Annotated in this window: 13 protein-coding genes; 11 read left to right on the top strand and 2 right to left on the bottom strand. The window is 64.7% G+C overall.

Translation table 11 applies throughout. The annotated features are described in order from the left end of the window. Window positions 1–3: 3 nt before the first annotated feature. Together CHX26_RS14395 and CHX26_RS14390 are read right to left on the bottom strand one after the other, a co-directional pair. Window positions 4–2,715, bottom strand: coding sequence for a TonB-dependent receptor domain-containing protein (locus CHX26_RS14395; RefSeq protein WP_104942969.1), 2,712 nt, complete (start codon window positions 2,713–2,715; stop codon window positions 4–6). A gap of 99 nt (window positions 2,716–2,814) precedes the next feature. Continuing rightward, on the bottom strand, window positions 2,815–4,380 hold the full coding sequence (locus CHX26_RS14390; RefSeq protein ID WP_104942968.1) for a hypothetical protein: 1,566 nt from the start codon (window positions 4,378–4,380) through the stop codon (window positions 2,815–2,817). A 320-nt stretch (window positions 4,381–4,700) separates the two neighbouring features. On the opposite strand from CHX26_RS14390, the gene CHX26_RS14385 reads away from it, so the two are divergent. The 11 genes from CHX26_RS14385 to CHX26_RS14335 all read left to right on the top strand — a co-directional run bounded on the left by CHX26_RS14385 (window position 4,701) and on the right by CHX26_RS14335 (window position 17,037). Next, a complete protein-coding gene (locus CHX26_RS14385; RefSeq protein ID WP_172449854.1) occupies window positions 4,701–5,084 on the top strand; it encodes a tetratricopeptide repeat protein in 384 nt (127 codons plus the stop codon). A gap of 215 nt (window positions 5,085–5,299) precedes the next feature. Further along, the gene (locus CHX26_RS14380) at window positions 5,300–5,911 is read left to right on the top strand and encodes a lytic transglycosylase domain-containing protein (protein ID WP_104942966.1); all 612 of its coding nucleotides are present in this window, start codon (window positions 5,300–5,302) and stop codon (window positions 5,909–5,911) included. A 37-nt stretch (window positions 5,912–5,948) separates the two neighbouring features. Next, entirely contained in the window at window positions 5,949–6,254 is a 306-nt protein-coding gene (locus CHX26_RS14375) for a TrbC/VirB2 family protein (RefSeq protein ID WP_104942965.1), read from the top strand. A gap of 7 nt (window positions 6,255–6,261) precedes the next feature. Beyond that, the gene (locus tag CHX26_RS14370) at window positions 6,262–6,546 is read left to right on the top strand and encodes a type IV secretion system protein VirB3 (RefSeq protein WP_104942964.1); all 285 of its coding nucleotides are present in this window, start codon (window positions 6,262–6,264) and stop codon (window positions 6,544–6,546) included. Then, the gene (locus tag CHX26_RS14365; RefSeq protein WP_104942963.1) at window positions 6,536–8,959 is read left to right on the top strand and encodes a VirB4 family type IV secretion/conjugal transfer ATPase; all 2,424 of its coding nucleotides are present in this window, start codon (window positions 6,536–6,538) and stop codon (window positions 8,957–8,959) included. The genes CHX26_RS14370 and CHX26_RS14365 overlap by 11 nt, the downstream gene beginning before the upstream one ends. Further along, window positions 8,956–10,155 carry a type IV secretion system protein gene (locus CHX26_RS14360; protein WP_104943459.1) on the top strand — a complete coding sequence of 400 codons (1,200 nt, stop codon included), beginning with the start codon at window positions 8,956–8,958 and terminating at the stop codon, window positions 10,153–10,155. The genes CHX26_RS14365 and CHX26_RS14360 overlap by 4 nt, the downstream gene beginning before the upstream one ends. Then, window positions 10,152–10,964: a TrbG/VirB9 family P-type conjugative transfer protein gene (locus CHX26_RS14355; RefSeq protein WP_104942962.1), complete on the top strand. Its 813-nt coding sequence runs from the start codon at window positions 10,152–10,154 to the stop codon at window positions 10,962–10,964. The genes CHX26_RS14360 and CHX26_RS14355 overlap by 4 nt, the downstream gene beginning before the upstream one ends. Beyond that, window positions 10,964–12,106: a TrbI/VirB10 family protein gene (locus CHX26_RS14350; protein ID WP_233997178.1), complete on the top strand. Its 1,143-nt coding sequence runs from the start codon at window positions 10,964–10,966 to the stop codon at window positions 12,104–12,106. The genes CHX26_RS14355 and CHX26_RS14350 overlap by 1 nt, the downstream gene beginning before the upstream one ends. A gap of 8 nt (window positions 12,107–12,114) precedes the next feature. After that, a complete protein-coding gene (gene virB11, locus CHX26_RS14345; protein WP_104942961.1) occupies window positions 12,115–13,125 on the top strand; it encodes a P-type DNA transfer ATPase VirB11 in 1,011 nt (336 codons plus the stop codon). Window positions 13,126–13,297: 172 nt separating this feature from the next. Further along, entirely contained in the window at window positions 13,298–15,493 is a 2,196-nt protein-coding gene (locus CHX26_RS14340) for an RNA degradosome polyphosphate kinase (RefSeq protein WP_104942960.1), read from the top strand. Continuing rightward, window positions 15,490–17,037 carry a Ppx/GppA family phosphatase gene (locus tag CHX26_RS14335; protein ID WP_104942959.1) on the top strand — a complete coding sequence of 516 codons (1,548 nt, stop codon included), beginning with the start codon at window positions 15,490–15,492 and terminating at the stop codon, window positions 17,035–17,037. Before CHX26_RS14340 ends, CHX26_RS14335 begins: the two co-directional genes overlap by 4 nt. Window positions 17,038–17,043: the final 6 nt, after the last annotated feature.

The raw sequence follows: 17,043 nt of genomic DNA, 5'->3' as shown, positions 1-17,043 counted from the left end.
TGCCTAGAATTCGGCCTTCAGCCCGATGGCGAAGGTGGTGCCGACATCGAAGGTGTTGAGCTCGGCGCGGTTGCCGTTCACTTCCTGGAACTCGAAGTTGTCACGGCCCAGGATGTTGCGCGCCTCGAAGCTCAGTTCGAGCGGAACGCCCCCAAGCTTGACCTGCGAACGCGCCACCAGATCGACCGTAAGGCCGGGGTTTTCGACCACGTCCGGCAGCGCCCCGCCACGCAGGGTCACACGCTCGCTGGCATAGTTGAACATCACGGTGAACTGCTGGACCTTGTCCAGATCCTCAATCCCGAAGGAGACGTTGGCGACGTGGTCGGATTGGCCCACGAGCGGTGCTCCGTCGTCGAACAGCTGGCTCGCCACCTGGCCGGTCGCACCGGGGATCGGGGCAAGATCGGTCGCGCCGACCGAAATGCTCGATTGGGTGTAGGTGTAATTCGCCAGGATCAGGAACTGCTTGGTCTCGAAAAGCCCGCCCCAGTCCGACAGATCGATCCCGTAGGCGAGATCGAGCTCGGCCCCGTAAAGCTCGGCTTCCGGCGCGTTGGCATAGCTGGTTTCGATGATACCCGGCGCGGTGATCAGGAAGTTTTCGATCGGGTTGTCGATCTTCTTGAAGAAGCCCGCAAGGCTCACCCGGTTCGGTCCGCCCATGTAATATTCGGCGCGCGCTTCAAGGTTGATCAGCTCGCTGTCCTGCAGGAACGGGTTGCCGCGGAAACGACGGTTCGATTCGGGATCGAAATAGGTCTGTTCCACCAGCTCGCGGAACTGCGGGCGGGCGATGGTCTGCGAGGCAGAAAGGCGCAGCTGGAGATCGTCCATCGCCTCCCACGTCACCGTGGCCGAGGGCAGGAAGTAATCATTGGCAATGCGCGTCGGGGTCGCAATGTTGCCGCCGCCAAAGCGCAGATCGGGCGCGGCGACCTGAAGGCCGTCTTCATAACGCACACCCGCCTCGATGCTGAGCCGGTCGGTCGGGCGATAGCGCGCAAGGCCATAGCCAGCGTGAACGGTCAGCGCCGCGTCGAACACCGGGAAGGGGGTCGGGTCGGATACGGTGACATTGAAGAACGGGCGGCCATCGGGGAATTCGGCCAGCACCGCACCGTTGATGATGTCGCCCGGCTTGCGCAGACCCAGCGCACGCAGCGCCGGCGTCAAGTCGGCTGTAGAGCCGAGCAGCGGACGGATAATGAAGGAGATCGAGCGGCGGGTGGTGTCGGAATAGGCATAACCCGCCGTCAGCGACAGGGTGTCGGAAACCTCGAAGGTCACGTCCGCGCCGCCGAACCACAGTTCTTCCCGCAGGTCTTCGAAGCCGACCTGGATGCGCTCGGTCCCGCCGATCAGCGCGCCGACATCCACCACGAACTTGTCGCCGAAGGGGTCATTGGGGATGTTGGTGCGGATATAGGGAACGATGGCGTTGTAGGGCGCTTCGCGATCGGTGCGGGCATAGCCGCCGCGCAGGTCGATCTCGAACTTGTCGAAGTTGAATTCGGCCACCAGCTGCGAATCCATCAGCTGGCGTTCGAACCAGCCGGTCTGCTGGGTCTGGAAATCGAACGGGCGCGCAACGTCTGTGAAAGCATCGGTGCCGGTGGCCAGCCGCGCGGTCTTCAGAGTGTCGCGGATATAGAGATTGGTCCAGCGGATGGTGTGCTCGCCAATGTCGAGCCCGAGCCCGATCAGGCCGTTCACCAGCACCTTGTTGTCGGTGATGAAGTTTTGCGAATCGAACAGGATCTGGCCCGCTTCGGCATCGCCGAACTGCTGGCTGGTGACGTTGCGGTTGCGCCAGGAATTGGTGATCCCGGCGGTGGCGATGATCCCGAGATAATTGCCGTCGCCGATCTCGAACGATCCGCCGCCGGTGATGCTGCCGGAGAAATTCGCGGGCAGCACGTCGTTCTTCTGCAGCGTGACGAGGTTCAGGGGCATGACCTGCCCGGCCAACTGGCGCTGCACCGCGATCGGTGCATCGTTGACGCGCGTGCCGCTGGCGATCAGGCCCTGCAGCGCCGTGGGGAAATCGCGGTTGCCGTTGTCAAACCCGAACCCGTCCCAGTCCGAACCGAAATAGGTCAGCCCGTTCTGGAAGGTGGTTTCGGTATCCCCGCTGCCCGAGATGCTGATGGTGAGGAAGTCTTCGGACGGAATGGCCTTGGTGGTCAGGTTGATCACACCGCCGCCGAATTCGCCGGGGAAGTTGGCCGAATAGGTCTTCTGCACCAGTGACGATGCGATCACGCTGGTCGGGAAGATATCGAGCGGAACGACGCGGCTCAGCGGTTCGGGGCTGGGCAGGGGCAGGCCGTTGAGCAGGGCAAGCGAATAGCGATCACCCAACCCGCGCACGAACACGCGGCCATTGCCCACCAGCGAAAGGCCGCTGACCCGTGCCAGTGCGCCGGCAATGTCGCCTTCGCCGGTGCGGGCGATATCGGCTTCGGAGAGAACGCTCAGCACCTGCCCCGAATTGCGCGCCGGATCGCGGTTGCGGCGACCGGTCACGATGATCCCGCCGCCCGGCACCGAAATGTCGGCCTGTTGCAGGCTTTCGTCCGGGGAATCCTCTTCGCCGAGGTCTTCGGACTGTGCCTCTTGCTCTTGCGGCGCTTCCTGCGCGTGAAGAACCGAAGGCAAGGTCAGCGAAGTGGTGAGAAGCAGCAGCCCTGCAAGGCGCGTGCCGGTCGACATGGGTGTAGCCCCCCTGATGATCTGGTCAGTCTTGATGCGAAAACAGGGGAGGCGCAGCGATGAAGCGGCACCTCCCCCGACAGGTTGCATGGGCCCGGATCAGACCGGGTAGACAGGCAGCGAGGTGCAGGCGCCGGTCGAACTGTTGAAGTTCTGGATCGACGAGTTGCAGGTCCAGTTGCCGAAGGTGCTGGCCAGCGCAGCAGCATTCTCCACCGCGCCGATGAAGCTGCGGGTCGGGAAGAAGGTCGACCGGCTGTTGGCGTTGAAGGCAGTGCGGCCCGCTTCGCCCGTCCCGTTGACCACATTGTTGGTCAGGGTGATGGTGAAGGCGAAGTTGTTGTTGGTGCCGGCATTGACTGCCGCCAGCGCCTGTTCATTGGTGTTGCCGCCACCGCCGCGCGCAATGTTGCCGGTCGGGCAGTCGCCCACCACCGAATCGATCCCGATCAGCGCCGCCAGCGTGGTCGGCTCGTCGAGCTGGAAGCAGTGGTTGTTCCCGGCATTGATCACGCCGTTGGTAAGGCCAAGCGCCGCACCGCCGCGCGCCTGCACGGCCTGCGGAGCGCCGTCACGCACGACGAAGGTGAAGTTGTTCACCTGGAAGCGGGTCTGCGGGATCGCGTTCGAGGGCGTACGGTCAGCCACGTTGGGCGAATCCAGCTCAATGACGCGGTCACCGGTGGTCTGGCGCTGCACGACGATCACGGTGTCGAGATTGACGTCGGCACCGGTGTCGACGTCAAGCGAATCGTCCGAAGCACCGATGATCGCGAAGTTGCGCATGTTGAGCACGCCGCCGAAGAACTCGACGCCGTCATCCGAGCTGTTGAACGAGACGAGGTTCTCGATCACCGTCCCCGAACCTGCGCCGCCGGTGGTCAGCGCCTGCAATTCGTTGTTCGGGGCCAGTTCAAAGCCCGAAAAGCGGATCTGGTTGAAGCGGAACGAGCCCGAGCTGTCATTGCGGTTGGCACCGCCGAACGGGGTGGCGACTGCCGCACCTTCCAGGCGACCTTCGCAGGTCGGGTTGGCATTGGGGTTGGCAGCGGTGTTGAACACGCCGGTCGAGCAATCCGAGTGCGGCGCGCGGCCGAGCAGCACGACGCCGCCCCACTGCTGCTGGCTGTTGTCGTCGGTCAGACCCTGGATGTTATCGCGGCTGGTCCAGATGATCGGGCGATCAGCGGTGCCGTTCGACTGGATCTGGTTGCCGCGGTTGACCACCAGATAGGAGTCCTGCTGGCCGAACAGAATCACGCCCGGCTGGACCGTCAGGGTGACAGCGTTGCCGGTGCTGGCAAAGCCGCGATCCTCGCCCACTTCGACACGGCCGGGGATCTGATAGACGAGGCCGCGGATGAACGGCAGCGTATCGGTGGTGGTAAAGCGCGCCGGCAGGCGGCACACGCGATACTCGCCGGTCGGGCCGGACAGGGTGCCGGCATCGGTCAGACCGCCCGGCGTGGCGATAGTGGGGCAACCGGCCGCCGGCGTGACCAGCGACTGGGTCGGCGTGGGGGTCGGCGTCGGGGCAGGGGCCGGGGGCGGGTTGTTGATGATGATGTCGCCGCTCGTGCCGGGCGAGACGATTTCATCCGCGCCGCAACCTGCCAAAGCAACAAGGCTGCAACCCAAGATCAGAGTGCGTTGAATGTTTTTCACGAGCGATGGTCCCCTAATGAGCCGAGAATCGAAATGGCGCGTGACGTGATGCGCTGAGGGGTCGCTAGGGGGCGGGCGTGTCAGAATTCTTGCAGCATTACAGTCGTGTTGCAGTTGCGCGATTATGACCGAAGAAAGACAAATATGACAAAATTCGCCGACACCGGATCGGGCCTAAAACGTTCAAAATGTCATATAAAAAGGGTTAAAAAACACGCATTTGAGACTATAAATTACAGAAAAATTACAATATTACAGTTTTGTTGCATCCACGGCCAAGGCGAGTCATCATGCAGCTCGATGATAGAGGAGCCATGCCGATGTCCGTTACCGCCTTCGCGCTCGCGCTGTTTGCCGCAACGCCCTTCGCCTCCGCAGCTGCGCCTGAGCTTGCCGTCCAGCCGCTCGCTGCCGGGAAGGCCGAGCAGGCGCTCGCCACGCTTGAACGCGCGAGCATTGCGGCGCCGCATGATGCAGCCGTGCTGATCAATCTCGGGATTGCCTATGCGCAGGCGGGCCATGACGCCAAGGCACGCGCTGCCTTCGAACAGGCGCTGGCGTGTCATGAAGTGATCGAGCTCGATACTGCCGATGGCACCGCGACCGATTCGCGGCGTCTTGCGCGCAAGGCGCTCAAGATGCTGGAGCGCGGCGAGTTTCGTCCTGCCGCGGCGCGCAGCGAACAGCTGACCTATCGCGATTGAGATACGCGGCTGATTCGCGGCCTGCGGGCCGCACCGATGCGCATCACGGGCGGGCTGCCACAGGCGGCTCGCCCGTTTTGCTGTCCGGCGCCACGGCCGAGCGCGCATCGCGGGCTCTGGCTTTCGCAAGACTGTCACCCGCCTGTCATTTAGGATAGACAAAGGGGGTCATTCTGGAGGGCCGAGACATGATTCTCGCCGCGGCTTGCCGCGTCATGATTGTTGCTGCTGCGGTCGGGCTTGCGGCTGAGGGCCGGGCCGATGTGCTGGAACTGGGCTCGGACGGCGCGCGCTGGGTGGCAGGGCCGCTTGCCGGACAGCCGGCCGTGGTCGATCCCGCGCGTGCGCCGCTGACCGCCGCCGACCTTGCCGAAATCCCCGCACTGCCCGATCATGCCATTGCCGATCCCGCCCGCCACGCGGCCGGCATTCCCCCGCGCTATTCGGCCAAGATTGCCGAGCTCAGCCAGCGGTTCGATCTGTCTCCCAGCCTGCTTGAGGCGCTGGTGTGGCAGGAAAGCCGCTGGAACGAGAGCGCCGTCTCCCCGGTCGGGGCGCAGGGGCTGGCGCAGCTGATGCCCGGCACGGCGCGCTATCTCGGGGTAGATCCGCGCGATCCCTATGCGAACCTTGAAGGCGGGGCGCGCTATCTGCGCGAACAGCTCGATCGGTTTGACGGCGATCTGGAAAAGGCGCTGGCGGCCTATAATGCCGGGCCGGGCCGGGTCGAGCGCGCTGGGGGCATTCCCAATATCCGCGAGACAAAGCAGTATGTTGCCGCCATCATGGGGCGGCTTGCCAACCATTCGCGTCCGGCCGGTCAATGATCTGCCGGGCAACATCACATGAAAGAATGATCGCAAAATGATGTCGCAGTTCCGCATTTCCGCCCGCCTTCTTGCCCTGCTGACGCTGGCGCTGACCCCGTCCGCCGCCTTTGCGCAGGCCGCTGCGGGGCAGGGGGGAGACCCCATCACCAACGCGCTTTCCTGGATGCAGGGCATCCTGCTCGGGCCGATCGCCACCAGCCTTGCTGTCATGGCGGTTGCCGGCGTGGGCTTCATGATGCTGACCGGCCGGATGAACTGGCGTTACGGGGCGACAGTGATCATCGGCGTTTTCATCATCTTCGGCGCGCCCAGACTGGTCGCCAGCATCAGCGGGTTCTGAGCCGGCGATGACCGATCTCGTCCGTCATCCGGTGCACCGCACTCTCACCCGCCCGCAGATGTTTGCGGGCGTGACGATGAATTTCTTCATCATCAACATGATGGTGACGACGATTTCGTTCCTGATCCTCAACAGCTGGTGGATCATCCCGGTGCCGGTGGTGATGCACGTGGTCGGCTACTTCGCTTCGCTGCGCGAACCGCGCATCTTCGACCTGTGGATCACCAAGGTCTCCAAATGCCCGCGGGTGCCCAATTTCAAGCGCTGGGGGTGCAATTCCTATGCCCCGTAAGTGGATCGGCCCTGCCAGCTGGAGCGCCAAGGAAGCCAGGGTCGGAGACCGGCTGCCCTATGCCCGCCTGATTGACGAGAACACCGTGCTGCTGCGCGATGGTTCCGTCATGAGCGCAATTCAGGTGCCGGGTCTGCTGTTCGAGACGGAGGATTCGGACGCCCTCAACGCCCATGCCGCGACGCGCGAGGTGATGCTGCGTTCGACCCTCGATGCGCGCTTCGTGATGTATCACCACGTCATCCGCCGCCGGGTCGAGGTGGAGCTGGATGCGGAATTCCCCGATCCTCTCAGTCGCCATATCGACGCGCGCTGGAAGCAGCGGCTAGCGGGGGGATCGCTGTTCATCAATGATCAGTTCGTGACCCTGATCCGCCGTCCCGCGCGCGGCAAGACGGGCCTGCCGGAACGCATGGCCAAGCTGTTCAGCCGTGCGGGTGCCGACGAGCTTGAGGCCGATCCCAAGGATCTGCGAAGCCTCAAGGCCGCGATCACCGGCCTCGTCGCCAGCTTGCAGAACTACGGCGCGGCGGTGCTGGGGGATTATCAGGCCCCCGGTTCGGCAGGCACCAATTCGGAGATGCTGGAGCTGCTCAGCGCGCTCTACAACGGCGAAATGCGCCCGGTGCGCCGTCCTTCGGAAGACACCGACATCGGCCATATGCTCCCCTATCGCCGCGCGAGCTTCGGGCTTGATGCGATGGAGCTGCGCGGGTCAGCCGCGCCCGATTTCGCCGCGATCCTCGGCCTGAAGGACTACCCCGAGGCGACTTCGCCCGGCCTGCTCGACAATCTGCTGCGCCAGCCGTTCGAAATGGTCGTTACCGAAAGCTACGCTCCGAACGAGCGCACCACGGCCAAGGAACGGATCGACCTTGCGCTGCGGCGCTCGCGCTCGGTCGATGAGGAAGCCGCCGCCGAACGTGCCGACATGCTCGCCGCGCGCGATGCGCTGGGCAATGGCGCGGTCGGCTTTGGCGATCATCACCTCACCGTGCTGGTGCGCGAGAGCACCCTCCCGCGCCTCGATGACGCGATGGCCGCCTGCGCGGCGGCATTGGCGGATACCGGCGCGATCGCGGTGCGCGAGGACACCAATCTCGAACCCGCCTTCTGGGCGCAGTTCCCCGGCAACGAGGAATATATCGTGCGCCGCGCGCTGATTTCCTCGGCCAATATGGCGGGATTTGGCTCCTTTCACGGCTTTGCGCTGGGGCAGGCGAGCGGCAACCACTGGGGCGATGCGGTGACCCTGCTGGAAACCACCAGCGCCACCCCGTTCTTCTTCAATTTCCACCACGGCGACCTCGGCAATTTCAGCGTCATCGGGCCGAGCGGATCGGGCAAGACCGTGGTAATGAATTTCCTCGCCGCGCAGGCGCAGAAATTCCGCCCCCGCACCATTCTGTTCGACAAGGATCGCGGCGCGGAGCTGTTCATTCGCGGGATCGGCGGGCGCTATGACCGGATCGCGCCGGGCCAGCCCACCGGGTTCAATCCGCTGAGCCTGCCCGATACACCGGCCAACCGCGCCTTCCTGCGTGACTGGCTGGCGGTGCTGCTCAAGGCCGATGGGCCTGAGGAGTTTTCGACCATTTCCGCCGCGGTCGATGCGACCTATGCCAATGATCCTTCGCTGCGGCGCCTGCGCCACTTCAAGGAGCTGCTGGCCGGCACGCGGCGTCCCGAGCCGGGCGACCTTGCCGATCGCCTCGGTGCGTGGATCGCAGAAGGCGAACACAGCTGGCTGTTCGACAATGCGCGCGATCTTCTGGATCTCGAAACCCGCGTGCTGGGCTTCGACATGACCGCGCTGCTCGAAAACCCGCGCCTGCGCACGCCGACCATGATGTATCTCTTCCACCGCATCGACGAGCGGCTGGACGGGCAGCCGACCATGATCCTGATCGACGAGGGCTGGAAGGCGCTGGATGACGAGGTGTTTGCCGCGCGCATCCGCGACTGGCTCAAGACGCTGAGAAAGCGCAACGCGCTGGTCGGCTTTGCCACGCAATCAGCCCGCGATGCGCTCGACAGCAAGATTTCGACCGCGCTGGTCGAACAGACCGCGACGATGGTGTTCATGCCCAACAGTCGCGCCCGGCCTGAGGATTATTGCGACGGCTTTGGCCTGACGCCGCATGAATTCGCGCTGATCCGCAGCCTGCCCGCCCATTCGCGCTGCTTCCTCGTGCGGCAGCCTGATGCCTCCGTGGTGGTGCGGCTCGATCTGTCGGGCGCGCCGGAGGTGCTGACGATCCTTTCGGGCCGCGAAAGCGCGGTGCGGCGGCTCGATCTGCTGCGCGAAGCGGTGGGCGATGCGCCCTCGGCCTGGTTCCCGGCGCTTACTGGCAGGACATGGCCCGATGGCGGGGCGGGCGATGATCACACCATGTGGCAGGCGGCGGAATGACGACCACCTGCGACATGGCCGCGCAGGCGATGGGGAGCGGGGTTTCCGCGGCGCTGACGGCTGTGGACTGCATTGCCAGCGGCGTTTCCGAACAGGCCTTCAACCGCCTGTTCGGCACTGAGGGCCAGCTCGCCGTTGCCCTGACCTTGCTGCTGGGTTTCTACGTCGCCTTCTTCGGCATTTCGCTGATGCTCGGCCGGTCGAACCTGTCGGTTCGCGTGCTGCTGCCCAAGATGATGACGCTGGGGCTGGTTTTGACCTTTGCGACCAGTTTTGTCGCGTTTTCCAGCGTGTTCTACAATGTCTTCATCGGTGCGCCCGATCAGATCGCGGGTATCTTGACCGGTACGCGCGGCGAAAGCGCGACGGCAGTGTTCGCGCAGAAACTCGACGTGGTGTTCGTGGCGGTGCAGGAAGCGAGCGGCAGCAACGAGGATATTTCCGCCTTTTCCCCGCGCGGGATGATGTGGTTTGGGGCGATGCTGCTGATGCTCGGCACGGTCGGTCTGCTGGTGACGGCCCGGATCGCGCTGGCGCTGCTGCTGGCGGTGGGGCCGATCTTCGTGGTGATGGCACTGTTCGAAGGCACGCGCGGGTTGTTTACCGGCTGGCTCAAGGGGCTGGTGATGCTGGCGCTGGCACCGCTGTTTGCGGTGCTGGGCGGATCGATCATGCTGGAGCTGTCGGTGCCGGTGCTGGCCGCGCTGGTAGCGGTGCCGGGCAAGATCGATCAGAACGCGGCGATGGCCTTCTTTCTGGTCGGCGCGGTGCATATGGCGCTGATGCTGCTGGCGCTGAAGGTGGCCGGAACGATGGTATCGGGCTGGCAGGTGTTCGGTCTGGTGCCATCGCGGGATCGGGACCGGGTGTCCGATGGGCCGCGCATGGTGTCGGCACCGCAGCCGTTGCAGGCCGCGCCGCGCAGCGCCGTCCTGACCTCTACCGGCGCGGGTTTGACCCCCCGCAGGGTCGATGTTGCCTCGGTTCAGCCCGCCTTTGCGGCCAATGACACGAGCCTTGGCGGCACTGTTTCACGTGAAACCCGGGTACTGGCGACCAGCAGCGGCGGTGGACAGGTGGCCGCGCAAGGCCCAGCCGGATCGCGCACCCGCGGGATCGGCAATCGCTTTCGTTCGCCCGGGGCGGCCAAGCCCGCGCCCGCGCCCGCAGCCTCGCTTCCGGAGACCTACCAATGATCCGCGCCGCGCTCCTCGCGAGCCTCGCACTTGCTCTTGCCGCGCCCTTGGCGGCGCAGGACAATCGCCTGAAAACGCTTGTTTTCGATGAGGACACGGTGGTGCGGATCGATGGCATGGTCAAGGTGCAGACCACCATCAAGTTCGCGCCTGACGAAGTGATCGAGAATGTCGCCATCGGGGATTCGACCGCGTGGCAGGTGCAGCCCAACCGGGCGCAGACGATCCTGTTCGTGAAGCCGCTCGATCCGGTGGCGCGGACCAACATGACGGTGGTGACGGACAAGCGCACCTATCTGTTCGATCTTGTGGCAAGCCCAAGAAATTCAGCGCTTTATGTTCTGCAATTCCGCTATCCCGAGCTGGAAAAGGCGGCCGAGGAAGCGCGGCTTGCCGCTGCCGCCGAGGCTGAGGCGCAAGCTGCACGGGCGCTCGCTGATCCGGCCGAGCTGGCGGCTGCATCCGACCCTTATGCCGTGGCTGATCCGGCGCTGCTCAACTTCGAATGGGCCACTGCCGGTGCGGCGGCACTCTTGCCCACCCGCGCTTTCGACGATGGTGAGGCGGTGTTCCTGGTCTGGCCGCAAGGCACTGCTATTCCTGCGATTCTCGTCACCAATGCCGATGGCGATGAAGGCCCGGTCAATTACACCACCCGCGGCGATATGGTGATCGTCGATGGGGTGCCGGCGCAGATCATCCTGCGTTCGGGGCGCGAGACCGCGACCCTCACCAACACCGGGCCGATCAGGCCAACGGCGCGTCAGGCAGGGCTTGATCGGGCCGGGTCGTCGAAGGAGTCCAACTGATGCGTCTGGCCATGCGTCTGCCCCCGAAGAAGGGCGATCAATCGAGCGGCGAGGGTGATGACCCGCGCGAGCGGGAAAGCGCCGAGATCATCGATCTTGCCAGCCGCGCTGCCTTCCCGGCTGTCGCCGACCGCAAGGCAAGGGGTGAGGGGCTGGGACTGGCCGCAGGCGTGGCAATTGTCGGCCTATTGGGCGCGGTGACCTTCTGGGCGATGGATGCGGCTGAGGCCCCTCAGCCCAGTGGCATCGGCAATCCCGCAGTCGCGCCGCCGCAAGCAGCGGCGCCTGCTACCGTGCAACCCGTAACCGACCCCGCGCTGCAACCCGGTGCCGAGCCGGTGCAACCTCAGGCCGATCCTGCGCCCGCGCCGGTGCTGGCGAACAATCCCGCGATGATGCCGGGCGCCGCCGTCAATCCCTATGCCAGCCCGCAACTGGTGTTCGATGCCAGCAGCGCCCGCGGCGTACAGGTGGGCGGCGTTGCCGCTTCCGCCCCGCCGCCGGGAACGCCGGGAGCCGAGATCGCAGGGTCAGGCGGTGCGGCCGCCTTTGCCAGCCGTATCGGCGGGGTGGGCGGTGCGCCTGCACAGGCCCGCGCCATGACCAACCCCTCGACCACCGTGACAGAAGGCACGCTGATCCCCGCAATCCTTGAAACCGCGATCAACACCGATGTGCCGGGCTATGTCCGTGCGGTGGTGAGCCAGGATGTGCGCAGCTTTGATGGCAAACGCGTGCTGATCCCGCGCTCCTCGCGCTTGATCGGGCAGTATCAGGCGGGCGTCGAGCAGGGCCAACGCCGCGCCTATGTGATCTGGACGCGGCTGATCCGCCCGGATGGCGTGTCGGTCAATCTTGCCTCGCCCGCTGTCGGATTTGACGGGGCAACAGGGCTTGAGGGCGACGTCAACAGCCACTTCTTCAAGCGGTTCGGATCGGGCCTGCTGCTGTCTGTGGTCGGCGGGCTCGGCGCCTTGGCGACGGGCGGCGTGGGCGGCGTGATCGTTGCTGGCGGCGCGCAGGGCGCAGCCAACTCCGCAGTGCAGTCGCAAGGCCAGATCAGCCCGACGATCCGTGTGCGCATGGGCGAGCCGATCCGCGTCTTTACCGCGCGCGATCTCGATTTCAGCACCGTGAACTGAGCGGTTTGATGAGCGCGGATATCCATCATCTGGGGGCAGGCGAGGCAGAGGCCCTGCCGCTCACGGCGGAACGCTCTGTCTATCTCGACGCCTATCTTGCCCCCTTCCGCCGCTGGCTCGACCGCGACACTGTGACCGAGATCATGGTCAACCGTCCGGGTGAGGTGTGGATCGAGGATGCCGCCAATCCCGGGATGCAGTGCCTCGATGTGCCGGAGATCGACGACCGGCTGGTGCAGCGCCTTGCCGAACAGGTGGCGCGGGTCAGCCATCAGGGCATCAACCGCGAACACCCCTTGCTTGGCGCGACCTTGCCCGATGGGGCGCGCGTTCAGTTCTGCGGGCCGCCGGCCGCGCGCAAGCACTGGGTCATGGCGATCCGCCGTCATCGCCGCCTCGACCTGCCGCTTGATGCCTATGACACCGGGCCGCTGGCGGGAGAGGCGCAGGTATCGCTGCCCGATCCCAATGCGGCGCCTATCGCCTTCCTGCGTGCGGCGATCCGGGCGCGCCGCACGATCCTGATTTCGGGCGGCACGAGCACCGGCAAGACCACTTTCTTGAATGCCATGCTCGGCGAGATCCCTCCGGAAGAGCGCGTGGTGATGGTGGAAGACACACCGGAACTGAAGTTCCCCGGTGCCAATGCTGTCGGTCTGGTCGCGGTCAAGGGAGAACTGGGCGAGGCCAAAGTCACCGCCAATGAGCTGCTGCAGGCGGCCCTGCGCCTGCGCCCCGATCGCATCGTCCTGGGCGAACTTCGCGGTGCGGAAAGCGTCAGCTTTCTGCGCGCGATCAACACCGGGCATCCGGGCAGCTTCTCCACCATTCACGCCAATTCGCTGCGCGGCGCGCTGGAGCAACTGGCGCTGATGGTGATGCAGACCGGCATTGGCCTGACGCGCGGCGACACCATCGCCTATGCCGCCAGCGTGATCGACGTGATCGTGCAATTGGGGCGCGACGCCAATGGCAAGCGGGGTATCACCAGCATTGCCGAAAGCCGTGATCTGGTGTGATTTCATTTTCGCGCGATGCGAGGCGGGTGGTCTGTGCCGCCAGAGGTCGCCCGCAATCAGATTGACATTGGTGTGACAAGCCTGCCTTCGTGATTTACACCGCTTGCGCAAGCGAACACATGCGCTGTGCGAGCGCCGCTGAAGAACCGGCGCAAGGCAGAACGGGAAAGCGATGAGCACGTCACCGATTGGCAGTGAAGACCCGCCCGCAGGCGCGGCGGCAGCGCAATTTGCGGAACTTGCCCCGGACGAATCGCCCTATTTCAACCGCGAGCTTTCATGGCTGCAATTCAACCAGCGCGTGCTGGCCGAGGCCTGCAACGAAGCCTATCCGCTGCTTGAACGCCTCCGGTTCCTGTCGATTTCGGGCAGCAATCTCGATGAATTCATGATGATCCGCGTGGCTGGTCTGGTCGGTCAGGTGCAGCGGGGCCTCGCGACCCCTTCGATCGACGGGCGTAGCCCTTCGCAGCAGCTGTCCGCAATCCGCGAAGAGCTGGCCGAACTCAGCATGACCCAGCAATCGATCTGGCGCACATTGCAGGGCGCGCTGGCGGGCGTGGGGATCCATATTGCCGAGGAACAACGCGTCAGCCCGCCGGTGCACAAGTGGCTCAAGAGCTTCTTCCTCAACGAGATCCTGCCGATCATCACCCCGCAGGCGCTCGATCCGGCGCACCCCTTTCCGTTTGTCCAGAACGAAGGGCTGGGCCTGCTGTTCACGCTCTCCCGCGACGCGACGCGTGAACAGTTGATCGAGATGGTGCTGATTCCCAGCGCGCTGCCGCGTTTCGTGCGGGTGCCGGATGATGTGACGGGGGAGAGCGGGGCGCTCTACATCTCGATTTCAAGCCTGATCCAGCGTTATGCTGCTGCCCTGTTCCCCGGCTTCACGATCGAAGGCGACGGCTTGTTCCGGGTGCTGCGCGACAGCGATATCGAAATCGAGGAGGAGGCCGAGGATCTCGTGCGGACCTTCCGCAGCGCGATCCAGCGGCGGCGCAGGGGCCAGGTGATCCAGCTGGAAATCGAGGAGGATTTTGATCCTGCCGCGGAAGCCCTGTTGCTCGAACAGCTTGGTATCAATGAGGCGGCGGTGATCAAGACCGACGGGATGATCGGGATCGACGGGCTTGCCGAGATCGTCCGCGAAGACCGACCTGACCTCAAGTTCGATGCCTATTCCCCGCGTTTTCCCGAACGCATCCGCGAACATGACGGCGATGCCTTCTCGGCGATCCGGGAAAAGGACATCATCATCCATCACCCCTATGAAAGCTTCGAGGTGGTGGTCGACTTCATCCGGCAGGCAGCGGCCGATCCGGACGTGGTGGCGATCAAGCAGACGCTCTATCGCGCGGGTTCGCAATCGGCCGTGATCAATGCCCTGATCGAGGCGGCCGAAGCCGGCAAATCGGTGACCGCCGTGGTCGAGCTCAAGGCCCGCTTCGACGAGGAACAGAACCTCAAATGGGCGAGCAAACTCGAACGTGCGGGCGTGCAGGTGATCTATGGCTTCACCGACTGGAAGACCCACGCCAAGGTGGCGATGGTGGTGCGCCGCGAGGGCGATTCCTTCCGCACCTATTGTCACTTCGGCACGGGCAATTACCACCCGGTAACGGCCAAGGTGTACACCGATCTCAGCTTCTTTACCGCCGATCCCAAGCTGGGGCGCGATGCGGCCAAGATGTTCAATTTCGTCACCGGCTATGTCGAGCCCCACGCGCTGGAGCGGATTCACATTGCGCCGATCGATCTCAGGCAGGAAATCTATCGCCGGATCGACATCGAAATCGCCAATGCGGCTGCCGGAAAGCCTGCGGCGATCTGGATGAAATGCAACCAGATCACCGATGAAGGGGTGATCGACCGGCTTTATGCCGCCAGCAATGCCGGCGTTCAGGTGGAACTGGTAGTGCGCGGGATCTGCTGTCTGAGGCCAGGGATCGCGGGCCTGTCCGAGAATATCCGCGTCAAGTCGATCATCGGCCGCTTTCTCGAACACAGCCGCATCTATGCCTTTGCGAGCGGTCATCCGCTGCCGAGCGCGCATTCGTCGGTATTCATCGCTTCGGCCGATCTGATGGGGCGCAATCTCGATCGCCGGGTCGAGGCGCTGATCCCGATCCTCAACCGCACTGTCCACGATCAGGTGCTCCAGCAGGTGCTGCTCGCCAATATGCTCGATACCGAACAAAGCTGGTGGCTACATTCGGATGGCAGCTATTCGCGGGTTGTGCCTGAGGGCAAGCCGTTCAACTGTCACCGCTATTTCATGACCAACCCATCGCTGTCCGGACGCGGCGGGGCGCTGGAGGCGGGGGGTGTGCCGAAGCTGTCCCTGCGACGGGGAGCGGCGACATGATCTGGCGCTGGCGGCGGGCAGACCGCGATGGGACAATCGGAGGCAGCACGCCCGAACGGGCGATCATCGACATCGGATCGAACACGGTGCGTCTTGTCGTCTATGGCGGCACCATGCGCGCGCCGATCGTGTTGCTCAACGAAAAGGTGACCGCCAAGCTGGGGCGCGAGATTGCCACCACCGGGCGGCTCGCCGATGAGGCAATGGCGCTGGCGCTGCGCGGGCTGCGGCGCTTTGCCCTGCTGCTCGCCGACCTTGGTATCAAGGATATCGAGACCGTGGCGACCGCTGCGGTGCGCGATGCTGCCAACGGGCCGGAATTCGTGGAGCAGTTGCGCGCCATCGGGCTCAGTCCCCGCGTCATTTCGGGCGAGGAAGAAGCCCTGCTCAGCGCCCATGGGGTAATCGGTGCCTTCCCCGATGCGCGCGGGATCGTGGCCGATCTGGGCGGCGGCAGCCTTGAACTCGTGCGGGTGGCCGATGGCCAGACCGACAGCGCCAGCACGCTCCCGCTCGGAACATTGCGACTGCCCGATCACCGCCCTTCCTCCCGCAAGCCCGATGCCGGGCGCGCCGAGATGCGCAAATCGATCGACAAGGCGATCCGCAAGGGCGGCTGGGATCTGGCCGACAAGACTCCGGCAGAGAACGGCGCGCTCTATCTGGTTGGCGGCACATGGCGGGCGATGGCGGTCTACGCGATGGCCGCGCGTGGTTGGCCGCTGAGCGATCCGCACGGCTTCGAGCTGGACGTTCCTGCGGCGCAGCAACTGGCCGCAACGCTGTCCGTTAGTGAAAGCGACGTCCTTAGAACCCGCGACCGGATTTCGACCATGCGCGCAGAAAAGCTCCCCGATGCCGCGGTGCTGCTGCAGGCCTTGCTGGTGCGGCTGGCGCCCGAAAAGGTGGTGTTTTCCTCATGGGGCCTGCGCGAAGGGCTGGTCTATGATCGCTTGCCCGCGCACACCCGCTCGCAGGATCCGCTGCTGGCAGGCGTGGCCGTGTTCGCAGCTCAGCGCGGATCGGCGACAACCTTGGCGACGCGAATGGCAGCCTGGACGCTGGATGCCGCTCCGGCGCGCGAACATGGCTCGGAACGGTTGCGGCTGGCGGCGACCATGCTGGGTCTGGCAGGGATGCAGATCGAGCCCAATATCCGTCTGCCGCAGGCGATCAACTGGGCCTTGCACAAGCGCTGGATCGGGATCGACGGCAAGGGGCGGGCGATGCTGGCGGCGGCAATTGCGGCCAATGGTAACCAGCTTGCGCTGCCCGCAGAGGTTCACGCCCTCGCCAGCGAGGAGGCCTTGGAGGAAGCGGTGCGCTGGGGCCTTGCGCTGCGGCTCGCGCGGCGGCTTGGTGCGCAATCGGCGCGTTCGCTGGAAGTCAGCCGGTTGATCATCGAGGATGGTGAGCTGGTGCTGAAACTGGCGGAAAGCCACGAGGCGCTGTTCGGACAGCCGACCGAAAAGGACATGAAGCTGCTCGCTGGCCGGCTGGGTCTTGGCTGGCGGGTCGATATCGTCCCGGAAGGCGTGCTTTAGAGCGTT

Source organism: Porphyrobacter sp. HT-58-2, assembly GCF_002952215.1.
Lineage (GTDB): Bacteria > Pseudomonadota > Alphaproteobacteria > Sphingomonadales > Sphingomonadaceae > Erythrobacter.
The sequence above is the reverse complement of the archived record's forward strand: the minus strand, read 5'-3'. Positions and strand labels throughout refer to the sequence as shown.

Excerpts from the sequence above, each read along its gene's own strand:
- CHX26_RS14395 (WP_104942969.1), bottom strand. The coding sequence starts at position 2,715 with ATGTCGACCGGCACGCGCCTTGCAGGGCTGCTGCTTCTCACCACTTCG.
- CHX26_RS14385 (WP_172449854.1), top strand. The coding sequence starts at position 4,701 with ATGTCCGTTACCGCCTTCGCGCTCGCGCTGTTTGCCGCAACGCCCTTC.
- CHX26_RS14380 (WP_104942966.1), top strand. The coding sequence starts at position 5,300 with ATGATTGTTGCTGCTGCGGTCGGGCTTGCGGCTGAGGGCCGGGCCGAT.
- CHX26_RS14375 (WP_104942965.1), top strand. The coding sequence starts at position 5,949 with ATGATGTCGCAGTTCCGCATTTCCGCCCGCCTTCTTGCCCTGCTGACG.
- CHX26_RS14370 (WP_104942964.1), top strand. The coding sequence starts at position 6,262 with ATGACCGATCTCGTCCGTCATCCGGTGCACCGCACTCTCACCCGCCCG.
- CHX26_RS14365 (WP_104942963.1), top strand. The coding sequence starts at position 6,536 with ATGCCCCGTAAGTGGATCGGCCCTGCCAGCTGGAGCGCCAAGGAAGCC.
- CHX26_RS14360 (WP_104943459.1), top strand. The coding sequence starts at position 8,956 with ATGACGACCACCTGCGACATGGCCGCGCAGGCGATGGGGAGCGGGGTT.
- CHX26_RS14355 (WP_104942962.1), top strand. The coding sequence starts at position 10,152 with ATGATCCGCGCCGCGCTCCTCGCGAGCCTCGCACTTGCTCTTGCCGCG.
- CHX26_RS14350 (WP_233997178.1), top strand. The coding sequence starts at position 10,964 with ATGCGTCTGGCCATGCGTCTGCCCCCGAAGAAGGGCGATCAATCGAGC.
- virB11 (WP_104942961.1), top strand. The coding sequence starts at position 12,115 with ATGAGCGCGGATATCCATCATCTGGGGGCAGGCGAGGCAGAGGCCCTG.
- CHX26_RS14340 (WP_104942960.1), top strand. The coding sequence starts at position 13,298 with ATGAGCACGTCACCGATTGGCAGTGAAGACCCGCCCGCAGGCGCGGCG.
- CHX26_RS14335 (WP_104942959.1), top strand. The coding sequence starts at position 15,490 with ATGATCTGGCGCTGGCGGCGGGCAGACCGCGATGGGACAATCGGAGGC.